10 protein-coding genes are annotated in these 12,439 nt (G+C 67.9%); 6 read left to right on the forward strand and 4 right to left on the reverse strand.

The features are described from left to right. The first annotated feature begins 66 nt into the window (after positions 1 to 66). Entirely contained in the window at positions 67 to 1,089 is a 1,023-nt protein-coding gene (adhP, locus tag ACXI0U_RS23240; protein ID WP_479550887.1) for an alcohol dehydrogenase AdhP, read from the forward strand. A gap of 20 nt (positions 1,090 to 1,109) precedes the next feature. Here the strand turns inward: adhP and ACXI0U_RS23245 are convergent, their stop codons facing one another. Continuing rightward, entirely contained in the window at positions 1,110 to 2,030 is a 921-nt protein-coding gene (locus tag ACXI0U_RS23245) for a LysR substrate-binding domain-containing protein (protein WP_350447322.1), read from the reverse strand. A 175-nt stretch (positions 2,031 to 2,205) separates the two neighbouring features. Here ACXI0U_RS23245 and ACXI0U_RS23250 point away from each other — a divergent pair, with 175 nt between their 5' ends. Continuing rightward, positions 2,206 to 3,630 (forward strand): aspartate ammonia-lyase, encoded by a 1,425-nt coding sequence (locus ACXI0U_RS23250; protein ID WP_031288292.1) that lies wholly within the window; start codon positions 2,206 to 2,208, stop codon positions 3,628 to 3,630. Positions 3,631 to 3,920: 290 nt separating this feature from the next. Here ACXI0U_RS23250 and pdxR read toward each other — a convergent pair whose 3' ends face one another. Next, positions 3,921 to 5,387: a MocR-like pyridoxine biosynthesis transcription factor PdxR gene (gene pdxR, locus ACXI0U_RS23255; RefSeq protein WP_479550888.1), complete on the reverse strand. Its 1,467-nt coding sequence runs from the start codon at positions 5,385 to 5,387 to the stop codon at positions 3,921 to 3,923. 89 nt (positions 5,388 to 5,476) lie between these two features. On the opposite strand from pdxR, the gene ACXI0U_RS23260 reads away from it, so the two are divergent. From ACXI0U_RS23260 to ACXI0U_RS23275, 4 genes are all read left to right on the forward strand, one after another. Next, positions 5,477 to 6,109 (forward strand): FMN-binding negative transcriptional regulator, encoded by a 633-nt coding sequence (locus ACXI0U_RS23260; RefSeq protein ID WP_374979389.1) that lies wholly within the window; start codon positions 5,477 to 5,479, stop codon positions 6,107 to 6,109. Between the two features lie 21 nt (positions 6,110 to 6,130). Further along, positions 6,131 to 6,574: a GNAT family N-acetyltransferase gene (locus tag ACXI0U_RS23265; protein ID WP_374979390.1), complete on the forward strand. Its 444-nt coding sequence runs from the start codon at positions 6,131 to 6,133 to the stop codon at positions 6,572 to 6,574. Between the two features lie 13 nt (positions 6,575 to 6,587). Continuing rightward, complete coding sequence (locus ACXI0U_RS23270; protein ID WP_374979391.1) at positions 6,588 to 7,271, forward strand: GNAT family N-acetyltransferase; 684 nt, start codon at positions 6,588 to 6,590, stop codon at positions 7,269 to 7,271. Positions 7,272 to 7,543: 272 nt separating this feature from the next. Next, positions 7,544 to 10,447, forward strand: coding sequence for an autotransporter family protein (locus ACXI0U_RS23275; RefSeq protein WP_431483003.1), 2,904 nt, complete (start codon positions 7,544 to 7,546; stop codon positions 10,445 to 10,447). Between the two features lie 388 nt (positions 10,448 to 10,835). Here ACXI0U_RS23275 and ACXI0U_RS23280 read toward each other — a convergent pair whose 3' ends face one another. Both ACXI0U_RS23280 and ACXI0U_RS23285 read right to left on the reverse strand, forming a co-directional pair. After that, positions 10,836 to 11,552 carry a hypothetical protein gene (locus ACXI0U_RS23280; RefSeq protein ID WP_271659449.1) on the reverse strand — a complete coding sequence of 239 codons (717 nt, stop codon included), beginning with the start codon at positions 11,550 to 11,552 and terminating at the stop codon, positions 10,836 to 10,838. Between the two features lie 58 nt (positions 11,553 to 11,610). Next, the gene (locus ACXI0U_RS23285) at positions 11,611 to 12,429 is read right to left on the reverse strand and encodes a helix-turn-helix domain-containing protein (RefSeq protein WP_111259165.1); all 819 of its coding nucleotides are present in this window, start codon (positions 12,427 to 12,429) and stop codon (positions 11,611 to 11,613) included. Positions 12,430 to 12,439 lie beyond the last annotated feature (10 nt).

Here is a 12,439-nt window from a genome sequence, read left to right on the forward strand (position 1 = left end):
CTGGAGCAAGGGTCGGGCGAGCGTACGGGTGCACACTCCAGGCTCCTTTTTCAGGAGGTGCATGCCATGAACCAGACCATGAAAGCCGCCGTCGTCCATGCCTTCGGCGAACCGCTGCGGATCGAAGAGGTGAAGGTGCCGCTGCCCGGCACCGGCCAGATCCTGGTGAAAATCGAAGCCTCGGGCGTCTGCCACACCGACCTGCACGCCGCCGAGGGCGACTGGCCGGTGAAGCCCGCCCTGCCCTTCATCCCCGGCCACGAAGGCGTCGGCTACGTGGCGGCGGTGGGCGCCGGGGTCACCCGGGTCAAGGAAGGCGACCGCGTCGGCGTGCCCTGGCTGTACACCGCCTGCGGCTGCTGCGAACACTGCCTGACCGGCTGGGAAACCCTCTGCGAGGGCCAGCAGAACACCGGCTACTCGGTGAACGGCGGCTATGCCGAGTACGTGCTCGCCGACCCCAACTACGTGGGCGTGCTGCCGAAGAACGTCGGCTTCGCCGAGATCGCGCCGATCCTCTGCGCGGGTGTCACGGTCTATAAAGGCCTCAAGGTCACCGGCGCGCGCCCCGGCCAGTGGGTGGCCATCTCCGGTATCGGCGGCCTGGGCCATGTGGCCGTACAGTACGCCCGCGCCATGGGCCTGCATGTGGCGGCCATCGACGTCGACGACGCCAAGCTGGAACTGGCCCGCAAGCTCGGCGCCAGCCTCACGGTCAACGCCCGCAACGAGAACCCGGCCGAGGTGATCCAGCGCGACATCGGCGGCGCCCACGGCGTGTTGGTCACCGCGGTGTCCAACAGTGCCTTCGGCCAGGCCATCGGCATGGCCCGTCGCGGCGGCACCGTGGCCCTGGTCGGCCTGCCGCCGGGCGACTTCCCCACGCCGATCTTCGACGTGGTGCTCAAGGCCATCAGCATCACCGGCTCCATCGTCGGCACCCGTGCGGACCTGCAGGAAGCCCTGGATTTCGCCGGCGAAGGCCTGGTGCACTCCACCTTCAGCACCGACAGCCTGGACAACATCAACGCCATCCTCGACCGCATGCGCGCCGGGCAGATCGAAGGCCGCGTGGTCCTGCAGATGTAGCCCCGCCAACCGGCCCCGGCTCAGGCCGGGGTCGTCCCCTCGCTGCCCGCCCCGCCTTCCAGCTTGCGCCATAGCAGGCGGATCGCCGCCTTACGCACCAGCGCGCAGCGGTACAGGCGGATTTCCAGCGGCACATGCCACTGCGACCCGCCACACACCGCCAGCTCACCCCGCGCCAGCTCCGCCTGGGCACTGAAGCGCGGCACCCAGGCCACGCCCATGCCCTGCAACGCCATGCTCTTGAGGCTGTCGGCCATGGCCGTCTCATAGACGGTGGTGGAGCGCAGCGCCCGCTGGCGCAGCAGCAGGTTCACCGAACGCCCGAGGAAGGCCCCGGCGGTGTAGGCCAGCAGCGGCACGCTCTGCCCGTTCTCCAGGCTGTAGAGCGGTTCGCCATTCGCGTCCACCGCGCACACCGGCAGCATCTCGGTGCTGCCCAGGTGCATGGAGGGGAAGATTTCCGGGTCCATCTGCAGGGAGGCGTCCGGATCGTAGAAGGCCAGGATCAGGTCGCAGCTGCCCTCGCGCAGGGAATGCACGGCATCGCCGACGTTGGTGGCGATCAGGCGGCTGGCGATGTTCAAGCCCTCGCCGCGCAGCCGTGCGATCCACTGCGGGAAGAAGCCCAGCGCCAGAGAGTGGGCAGCGGCGAACTGCAGCACCTCGCCCTGCTGCCCTTCCAGGTGATGCAGGTGGCGCACCACCTCGCCCACCTGCTCGACCATGCTGCGCGCGGTGACCAGGAACAGCTGGCCCGACTCGGTGAGTTCTACCGGCGTGCGCGAACGGTTCACCAGGGTCAGCCCCAGGGCCGCCTCCAGGCTGCGGATGCGCCGGCTGAAGGCCGGCTGGGTGACGAAGCGCTTCTCCGCCGCCTGGGAAAAGCTGCGGGTGGCGGCCAGGGCGACGAAGTCCTCCAGCCATTTGGTTTCCAGGTTCATCTCGGCCCCCTTGCCCGATTTTGGTGCACACGCTCCCCGAACGAAGCGGGTCACGGCCACATTATGCCGTTTATGCATGACCCAGCGGATAACAGCATTGGTCGACGAACGGCTGCAAGCTTAGTCTATTGGGCATCGCGGCACTGGCCGTGTCTTCCCTGAGATGTATTACATCATGTCCTCCGCTGCATCCTTTCGTGTAGAAAAAGACCTGCTCGGCACCCTCGAAGTCCCCGCTGATGCCTACTACGGCATCCAGACCCTGCGAGCCGTGCAGAACTTCCGCCTGTCGGGCGTGCCCCTGTCGCACTACCCGAAGCTGGTAATCGCCCTGGCGATGGTCAAGCAGGCCGCCGCCGATGCCAACAAGCAGCTGGGGCACCTCAACGCGGAAAAGCACGCCGCCATCAGCGAGGCCTGTGCCCGCCTGATCCGCGGTGATTTCCACGACCAGTTCGTGGTCGACATGATCCAGGGCGGCGCCGGCACCTCCACCAACATGAACGCCAACGAGGTGATCGCCAACATCGCCCTCGAGGCCATGGGCCGCAACAAGGGCGAGTATGCCTACCTGCACCCGAACAACGACGTGAACATGGCGCAGTCCACCAACGACGCCTACCCCACCGCCATCCGCCTGGGCCTGCTGCTCGGCCACGACGCGCTGCTGGCCAGCCTCGACAGCCTGATCCAGGCCGTCGCCGCCAAGGGCGAGGAGTTCTCGCACATCCTCAAGATGGGCCGTACCCAGCTGCAGGACGCCGTGCCCATGACCCTGGGCCAGGAATTCCACGCCTTCGCCACCACCCTGGGCGAAGACCTCGGCCGCCTGCGCAGCCTGGCGCCGGAACTGCTCACCGAAGTGAACCTCGGCGGCACCGCCATCGGCACCGGCATCAACGCCGACCCGGGCTACCAGCACCTGGCCGTCGAGCGCCTCGCCACCATCAGCGGCCAGCCGCTCAAGCCCGCTGCCGACCTGATCGAAGCCACCTCGGACATGGGCGCCTTCGTGCTCTTCTCCGGCATGCTCAAGCGCACCGCGGTCAAGCTGTCGAAGATCTGCAACGACCTGCGCCTGCTCTCCAGCGGCCCGCGTACCGGCATCAACGAGATCAACCTGCCGGCTCGCCAGCCGGGCAGCTCGATCATGCCCGGCAAGGTCAACCCGGTGATCCCGGAAGCGGTCAACCAGGTCGCCTTCGAAGTGATAGGCAACGACCTCGCCCTGACCCTGGCAGCCGAAGGCGGCCAGCTGCAGCTGAACGTGATGGAGCCGCTGATCGCCTACAAGATCTTCGACTCGATCCGCCTGCTGCAGCGCGCCATGGACATGCTGCGCGAGCACTGCATCGTCGGCATCACCGCCAACGAAGCCCACTGCCGCGCGCTGATGGAGAACTCCATCGGCCTGATCACCGCGCTGAACCCCTACATCGGCTACGAGAACTCCACCCGCATCGCCAAGGAAGCGCTGGTCAGCGGCCGCGGCGTGCTGGAACTGGTGCGCGAGGAGAAGCTGCTGGACGAGTCCATGCTCGCCGACATCCTCCGCCCGGAAAACATGATCGCCCCGCGCCTGGTGCCCCTGAAGGCCTGACGCGACACCTGACTCACCAGGAGGGGCCCTGCCCCTTCATCCTTCAAGGATGGCGCCAGCCATCCTTTTTTTTCGCCTGTGGAAAAGAGGTTATCCACAAGCCCTTTACTGGCACGGAGCCTCCCGGGTGGATAACGCTCTTCTTATCCACCAAGCGGAGCCGATCCCAGCACCTCTGCTCACCCCGTGGAATTCATTCGCGACGAAGCCGCAGCCACCTGGGGCTATCCAGCGGGCTGCAAGCCTTTCGCGGCTGAAGCCGCTCCCACAAGTGCCCCAACACCTGCCGGTTACAGCTTCCACGCCTTGCGCAACGCCGCCAGCGCCTTGGCGATCTCCGCCTCGGGCACGGCGGCGAAGCCCAGCACCAGCCCGGCGCGGTTATCCACAGGCGGTTCCTCCCCTGGCAGCCAGTAGCTGCTCAAGCCGTTCAACTCCACGCCGGCTCCTTCGGCCGCCTCGATCAGCTCGCGCTCGCGGGCGAGGCTGTCGACCCGCACGCACAGGTGCAGCCCGGCCTCCACCGCCGGCATCGGCGCGCAGCCGGGGATATCCACAGGCCAGCCGGCCAGCAGCGCGTCGCGTCGGCTGCGGGCGGCGGTGCGCATGCGGCGGATGTGCCGCTGGAAGTGCCCGGCGGCGATGAACTCGGCCATCACCGCCTGGGTGCCGATCTCCGAATGGCGCATGTCCAGGGCACGGCGCCGGGCGAAGGGCTCCACCAGGGCCGGCGGCAGCACCAGGTAGCCCAGGCGCAGCGCCGGGAAGGCGATCTTGCAGAAGGTGCCGACGTAGAGCACCCGGCCCTGCCGGTCCAGCGCCGCCAGAGGGGCCAGGGGCGTGCCGCTGTAGCGGTACTCGCCGTCGTAGTCGTCCTCGACTATCCAGCCGTCGTGGCGCTCGGCCCAGTCCAGCAGCTCCAGGCGCCGCGCCAGGCTCAGGGTCACCCCGGTGGGGTACTGGTGGGACGGCGTGACATAGGTGAGGCGGCAATCCCCGGCTCGCTCCAGGGCGGCGGTATCCAGCCCATCCGCGTCCACCGGGATGCCGGCGAGCTGCGCACCGGCCACGGAGAAGGCATGGCCGGCGGCGCGGTAGCCGGGGTTCTCGATGGCCACCCGGTCCCCCGGCTCCACCAGCAGTTGCGCGCAGAGGCTGATGGCCTGCTGGGCGCCACAGGTGACGATCACCTGCGCCGGGTCGCAGTGCAGCCCCCGGCCGTTGCGCAGGTAGGCGGCGATCAGCTCGCGCAGCTGCCAGTCGCCAGCCGGGTCGCCATAGCCCAGGCGCGCGGGCGAAGGCTTGCGCCAGAAGCGCGCCGAGAGCCGCGCCCAGGTCTCGAAGGGGAACAGGTCGAAGGCCGGCACGCCCACGCGGAAGGCACGGGGTGGCCCGATCAGCGGCCGGCTCAGGTGATGGGCCTGCAGACGCTGCAGCGCCTCGCTCGTCGCGGCCTTGGCCTGCACGGCGGGCGCCGGCCTCGAGGCTGTGGATAACTCCGCCACGTAGGTGCCATCGCCGATGCGGCCCTCCACGTAACCCTCGGCGTAGAGCTGGTCGAAGGCGCGGGTCACGGTATTGCGCGAGATGCCCAGCAAGGCCGCCAGGTCCCGGCTCGCCGGTAGCCGCGTGCCGCTTTGCAGGCGGCCATCGAGAATGCGTTCGCGCAGCCCCTCGTAGAGCTGGCGGGCCAGGCCCTGGCGCGCATCGAGGCGAATGCCGGAAAGATCGACGGGGAGCGGCACGGCAATCGGCATGGATTGGCCCTATGGAAGTCGCAGGAAATGGCTCTTACAACGGACCAATATCCTGCCTAGGATGTTTCCATCACGCCAGGAGATTCGCCATGTACCTGCCCGCCTCCTTCCGCCAGGAAGACCTCGCCGAACTGCACCTGCAGATGCGCCAGAGCCGCCTGGCCACACTGGTCTGCCAGGGCGCCGACGGGCTGGTGGCCAGCCACCTGCCGCTGCTGCTGGAAGCCGGCGAAGGCGAGTACGGCACCCTCTATGGTCACTTCGCCAAGGCCAACCCGCAGTGGCGCGCGCTGGCCGACGGCGCCGAGGCGCTGGTGGTGTTCAACGGCCCCGACGCCTACGTCAGCCCCGCCTGGTACGCCGCCAAGGCCGAACACGGCAAGGTGGTGCCGACCTGGAACTACATCGCCGTGCACGCCTACGGCCAGGCCGAAGTGTTCGACGACGCCGAGCGCCTGCTGCAACTGGTCGGCCGCCTCAGCGACCAGCACGAAGCCGGGCGCCCGCAGCCCTGGGCGCTGAGCGATGCGCCGCGCGACTACATCGACGCCATGCTGCGCGCCATCGTCGGCTTCGCCCTGCCCATCCGCCGTATCGAAGGCAAATGGAAGCTCGGCCAGAACCGCAGCCAGGCCGACCAGGCCGGCGTACGCGAAGGCCTGGCCGGCAGCGCCGACGAACGCGACCGCGAACTGGCCCAGCGCATGGCCCCCGCTCTCTGAACCACCCTGAAAGGAAGCAGCATGTCCCTCGAAATCCGCCCGGTCAGCGCCGCCGACCACGCCGTCTGGCTGCCGCTGTGGGAGGGCTACCAGCGTTTTTACAAGACCGAGATCGCCGCCGAGACCACCGAGCAGACCTGGCAGCGCTTCCTCGATGCGGTCGAGCCCATGCACGCCGCCCTCGCCTGGCAGGGCGACCGCGCCGTGGGCCTGGTGCACTTCATCTATCACCGCTCCTGCTGGACGGTGGGCGACTACTGCTACCTGCAGGACCTCTATGTGCAGGACGGCCTGCGCGGCGCCGGCGTCGGCCGCGCGCTGATCGAGCACGTCTACGCCCAGGCCCGGGCCGCCGGCGCCTCGCGGGTGCACTGGCTGACCCACGAAACCAACACCGACGCCATGCACCTGTATGACCGCATCGCCGATCGCTCCGGCTTCCTCCAGTACCGCAAGCTGCTCTGACCAGGAATCTTCCATGAACGACGAAACACAACTCGATTGGCAACCCGTACCCGCCCCGGCCCGCGCGCCCCTCGACGGCCGCTTCGTGCGCCTGGAACCGGTGGACGCCAGCCGCCATGGCGACGACCTCTGGCCTGCGCTGCAAAGCCCGGACGGCGACCCTCGCCTGTGGGACTACCTCGGCTACGGCCCCTTCGCCGATCGCGCGGCCTTCGATGCCTGGCTGGCGGGCAACCAGGCCAGCCGCGACCCGCAGTTCTTCACCGTGATCGACCGCGCCAGCGGCCGCGCCGTGGGCCTGCTCAGCTACCTGCGCATCGCCCCCAACGACGGCTGCATCGAGATCGGTCACATCGCCTTCGGCGCCCCCATGCAACGCTCGCCCGCCTCCACCGAGGCGGTCTACCTGCTGGCGCGCCTGGCCATGAGCGAGCTCGGCTACCGCCGCCTGGAATGGAAGTGCAACGCCCTCAACGCCCGCTCCATGCGCGCCGCCGAGCGCCTGGGCTTCACCTATGAAGGGCTGTTCCGCCAGCACATGGTGGTCAAGGGCCGTAACCGCGACACCGCCTGGTTCTCCATCATCGACAGCGAATGGCCGGCCGTGCGCGACGCCTTCGAGGGCTGGCTGGCTGTGGATAACTTTGACGCCAACGGCCAGCAAAAGCGCCGCCTCGAAGACTTCAGGAAAGCCTGAAGGCGAGCCACGCCTCGTAGGATGGGTAGAGGTACGAAACCCATCATTGCGGAGCGCCCCATGACCGCATGGGTTTCGCTTCGCTCTACCCATCCTACGGACTGATGCATAAGGGTTTCGCTTCGCCCGGGGACACCGCCCCAGCCCCCACGTAAACGGGAGCCCATCAAGAAAAAGCTCCCTTATTCCGGTAACCCTTCTGTTACGAAACCGTAAGACTTCTTCCTTATAAACAGCGGCCAGCCAACAAGATCACGACAAAGGTTGCCGCCATGAACCGCACGCTGTCCCCGCTCGCCCGCTGCGTCGCCCTCGCCCTGACCGGTTTCTCCACCCTCGCCGGTGCCGCTACCGTCACCGTAAACACCGCCACCACCACCGGTCAGGTGCTCACCGGGGAAACCACCCTGCAGGTAGGCAGTGCAGGCAGCATCACCACCAGCGGCAAGAGCGTGGAACTGAAGAACGCCACCAGCGGCGCCGGGGTGATCGTCGACAACAGCGGCCTGATCAAGTCCACCGGCGATCGCGGCCTCGACAGCTCGGGCAGCAACGCCTCGCGCACCTACCAGATCATCAACCGCGAAGGCGCCACCATCGACGCCTCCAAGCAGGGCATCCGCATCAGCGGCGACCTGGCCGGCACCCACGTGACCATCGACAACGCCGGCACCCTCATTTCCCAGACCGACCGCGCGATCATGCTCAAGGACCTCAAGACCAATGTGCAGATCGACATCACCAACCGCGCCACCGGCCTGATCCGCGGTGTGCGCGAAGACGCCATGCGCGTCGGCAACAACGCCACCATCACCAACTACGGCGAGATCAGCAGCGGCGACATGACCAACGCCGACGCCAAGTTCGACGGCATCGACTTCGACGCCTCCACCGGCGGCAAGGTGGAGAACCACGGCACCCTCTCCGGCGGCCGCCACGGCATCACCACCGATGTCGGCGCCGAACTGATCAACTACGCGGGCGGCGTGGTCATCGGCCACAACGGCTCGGGCTTCGGCTCCGACGGCAACGGTCGCGTCACCAACTACGGGCGCATCACCGGCGCCTACAACGGCCTGGTGCCGGACGGTGACGGCGATGGCGTGGACATCGACGGCGAGGGCTGGATCGACAACCACGGCATCATCGAAGGCACCGGTGCCGGCGGTTTCAAGGACGGCTCGGCCAACACCAGCGAAGGCATCGCCATGGGCGGCGGCACCATTTATAACCGCGCCGGCGCCAGCATCAGCGGCGCGGCCAACGCCATCCTCATCGACGACAGCGCCACCGGCGGCGCGCCCTATGCCACCTACCTGGAGAACTTCGGGCAGATCCTCGGCCTGGCCGGCGATGCGGTGCGCATCATCGGCGACAAGAACGACACCGTGATCAACGGTGGCCTGATCAGCAGCACCGGCGGCGTGGCCCTGGACCTGGGCGGCGGCGCCGACAGCCTGACCCTGCGCAGCGGCAGCCAGTTCGTCGGCCTGGTGGACGGCGGCGCCGGCCGCGACGTGCTGACCCTGGACGACGTCGGCGGCGGCAGCTTCGGCAACAGCGCCAACTTCGAGTGGCTGAAGGTCAGCGCCGGCCGCTGGACCCTGGACACGCAAGACTTCAGCGAAGGCGGCGAAGTGCTGGCCGGCGCCGAGCTGGTCAACCTCGGCCGCATCGGCGGCACCCTGGGTATCACCTCGGGCGCCACCTACACCGGCGGTGGCCATGTGGATAACCTCAACCTGGCCGCCGGTTCAACCCTGGCCTTCGCCGTAGCCGCCGATGGCAGCCACAGCACGCTGCTGGCCGACGGGCACGTCGCCCTCGACGGCGCCCGCCTGGACGTGCGCGCCAGCGCCGGCACCTACCCGAACACCCGCCACTACCAGGTGATCCAGGCCGCCGACGGCGTCAGCGGCCGCTTCGCCAGCGTCACCAGCAACTTCGCCTTCCTCACCCCGACCCTGCGCTACGAAGCCGACAGCGTGGAGCTGGACCTGACCCGCAACGATGTTGCCTTCGCCGACGTGGCCAACAACGGCAACGGCGCCAATGTCGCCCACAGCATCAGCGCCCAGAACAGCCCGCAGCTGTACAACGCTCTGGTCACCCGCAGCACCAGCGAAGCCCGCGACGCGCTCAACCAGTTGGCCGCGCCGAACAACGCCAGCCTCGCCGGCAGCACCCTGGGCAGCACCAGCCAGGTCAGCGGCGCCATGCTCGGCGCCCTGCAGTCCTTCAGCGGCGGCCTCGGCGGCAACCTGCAGAGTTCGCTGAACGTCGAAGACGGCCCGCTGCTGGCCGCCACCGGCGTGCCGACGGATGCCCGCAACCTCAACGACCCGTCCGCCCGCGGCCGCCTCTGGGTCCAGGCCCTGGGCAGCCACGGCAACCTCGACGGCAGCCAGGGCGGCCATGACCTGGACAGCGACACCCGTGGCGCCGTGGTCGGCGCCGACTGGGCCATGGGCAACGATTGGCGCCTGGGCGTGCTCGGCGGTTATTCGCGCACCGATCTGGAGGCCGGCAGCGGCTTCGAGGGCGATGTCGACAGCCTGCACCTGGGCGTCTACGGCCTGCGCCAGGACGGCCCGGTGGCCCTGCGCCTGGGCGCCGCCTACAGCCGCCACGACGGCGACAGCAAGCGCGAGGTGGCCTTCGGCGGCTTCACCGACCACCTGCGCGGCAGCTATGACGCCGAAAGCTTCCAGGCCTTCACCGAGGTGGGTTACGCCATGGGCAGCGGCAACATCCAGGCCGAACCCTTCGCCGGCATCGGCTACCAGTACTACGCCCGCGACAGCTACGACGAGAAAGGCGGCGCCGCCGCCCTGCACGTGGACGACCAGGACCAGGGCAACCTCACCAGCACCTTCGGCGTGCGCATCGCCCGCCTCGACACCCTGGACAACGGCATGGCCTTCACCCCACGCCTGTCGGTGGCCTGGCGCCATGTGTACGGCAACGTCGACAGCAGCACCCGCCAGTCCTTCCTCAGCGGCGGCAGCGCCTTCAGCGTCGAAGGCAGCGCCCTGGACCGCAACAGCCTGCTGCTGGACGCCGGCTTCGACATCGGCCTGAGCAGCACCCAGAGCATCGGCCTGGGCTACAGCGGCGAGCTGGGTGGCAACGCGCAGAACCACGCCATCGTCGCCCAGTGGCAGATGGGGTTCTAAAAGCAAAGGGGCCGCTACGCAGCCCTTCGCGGCTGAAGCCGCTCCTGCAGGTGACGCCGAGCGTCGCCCGCACTGTGGAGCATCCCGCTGGGTAGGGTGGATAACGCTCTTTTATCCACCGAGCGGAGCCCATCCCAGCACCACTGCTAACCCCGTGGGAGCGAATTCATTGGCGATGGAGTCAATCGCCACCTGCCACGCTGTTCGGGTGGCAGATTCTTCGCGGCTGAAGCCGCTCCCACAGGGGGGCACTGCGCACTGGCCGAGCAGGGAGGCATCCTGAAGTACCGCGACGGTGGACCGGTGAAGCGGGGTCCACCCTACGGTCGCCGGGTGCGGCGTGCCTCGAAATGCGGCTCGAGCCCCTACAACCCGCGAAGCGCTTCCTTCAATAGGCGCGGCAGGCCCCCAGGGCCACGGTTTCCAGCAGGCGTTCCTTGCGCTGGCTTTCGCCGTCGAACTCGGCGATCGGGGGTTGGTGGCTGGCGGGGTTGGTGAAGGCGAGGCTGACCATCAGCTTGTAGGTCTGGTAGCGGTTGCGCACCGGGCGGGTGCCGGGGCAGTCGGGGAAGTTGCCGCTCTCGGTCACCAGCACTTCCTGGCAGTTTTCATCGTCCAGGTGCTTTTCATAGCGGTCGGTGCCGCTGCGGTAGGTCTTGCCGGCGCATTTGAGCCGGCGCACCGACTTGCTGCAGAACCCCGGCGCCGTGCAGCTCTCGCTGCTGTCGCGCTCCGCCCGGTCTTCCTTGGACTCGCGCCAGTAGGCGCGGATGTCGTAGCGCAGCCCACTCTCCCGGCTGGCGAGGAAAAAGGAGCGGCCGGAATAGGCTTCCGACGGCACGCTGACGCTGAAGTCGCTGCGCTCGTTGTGCAGGCGCATGTCGGCGGACCACATGGGCTTCGGGTTGAACTCCAGCCCCATATGGCCCTGGCGCAGTTGCACCTCGTCGCTCAATTGCAGGGGCTGGCTGTCGCGGGTGTAGAGGTAGCCCTGGCTGCTGAGGTTGTTGAGGCCGCTGCAGCCGGCCAGGGAAAGGCCCAGCAGGCCCATGAGCAGGGAGGTCGGCAGCGCGCGTCGAGTGCGGGCCGGTGGAACAGGAAGCATGGCGTTCATTCCTTGATCAGAAGATTGCAGTCCGTGGTCGAGGTAGCGGCTAGGCCGCTCACTCGATCTCGAACAGCCCGTTCTTCAACGGCGCGACGTCCAGGCGCTGGCGGATGTCGGCGTCGATGCGCGGGTCGTCGGGGCGGTAGAGCATCACCTGGCGGTAGGCGCTGACGCGGTTGATCTCCGGGCCCAGGTACTCCCACACCACGCGGGTGCAGGCGGGGTTACGGCGGTCGCCGCTGGAGACGCCGGTTTTCAAACCGTTGAGGCGAGTGATGCGGCTTTTGAAGCTGGGGATGAGGATGGTCTGGCTCATCTCGTTGACGGTGAGCGACTCGTAGTCCATCAGGAACACCCGGTCCTGCAACTGGAAGGCGGCGCCCAGGTAGCGGCAGCGCACCCAGTCCTCGGCCTGCACGTCGGTGCTGCTGGAGCGCTCCTGGCGTTCCTGGCGCTCGAAGAGGAAGGTGCCGCGTTCCTCCCACAGGTGCACCAGGGACAGCAGGATGGTGCCGGGCACCGACATGCAGTTGGAGTATTCGAAGTAGTAGCCGCAGTAGCGCGACAGGTTGCCGGACTCCTCGCGCAGCGGGCGCAGCAGCTGCAACAACGGGTCGTCGCTGGGCACACTGCTGTCGTGGGGACGGCGAGCGCCGATCAGGCGAGCGAACGGCTCGGGCGGCATACCGAGTTCGTAGTCCTCGACGCCGAAGAAATCGCCTATACGCTTGAGGTTGTAAGCCGTGGGTACGCTCTGGCCGTTGAGGTACTTGTTGAACTGCGCCCGATTGATCGAAAGCTTGCGGCAAACCTCGGAGATAGAGCGGTAGTGGCTGCACAGCAACTTCAGGTTGGCACCTAGATTGTTCGACAAGTCCCGGCCC

The sequence above is a fragment of the Pseudomonas sp. C9D1 genome, from assembly GCF_056491235.1.

What these genes read in the sequence shown, in the direction of transcription:
- adhP (WP_479550887.1), top strand. Translation starts at nt 67, where the DNA reads ATGAACCAGACCATGAAAGCCGCCGTCGTCCATGCCTTCGGCGAACCG.
- ACXI0U_RS23245 (WP_350447322.1), bottom strand. Translation starts at nt 2,030, where the DNA reads ATGAACCTGGAAACCAAATGGCTGGAGGACTTCGTCGCCCTGGCCGCC.
- ACXI0U_RS23250 (WP_031288292.1), top strand. Translation starts at nt 2,206, where the DNA reads ATGTCCTCCGCTGCATCCTTTCGTGTAGAAAAAGACCTGCTCGGCACC.
- pdxR (WP_479550888.1), bottom strand. Translation starts at nt 5,387, where the DNA reads ATGCCGATTGCCGTGCCGCTCCCCGTCGATCTTTCCGGCATTCGCCTC.
- ACXI0U_RS23260 (WP_374979389.1), top strand. Translation starts at nt 5,477, where the DNA reads ATGTACCTGCCCGCCTCCTTCCGCCAGGAAGACCTCGCCGAACTGCAC.
- ACXI0U_RS23265 (WP_374979390.1), top strand. Translation starts at nt 6,131, where the DNA reads ATGTCCCTCGAAATCCGCCCGGTCAGCGCCGCCGACCACGCCGTCTGG.
- ACXI0U_RS23270 (WP_374979391.1), top strand. Translation starts at nt 6,588, where the DNA reads ATGAACGACGAAACACAACTCGATTGGCAACCCGTACCCGCCCCGGCC.
- ACXI0U_RS23275 (WP_431483003.1), top strand. Translation starts at nt 7,544, where the DNA reads ATGAACCGCACGCTGTCCCCGCTCGCCCGCTGCGTCGCCCTCGCCCTG.
- ACXI0U_RS23280 (WP_271659449.1), bottom strand. Translation starts at nt 11,552, where the DNA reads ATGCTTCCTGTTCCACCGGCCCGCACTCGACGCGCGCTGCCGACCTCC.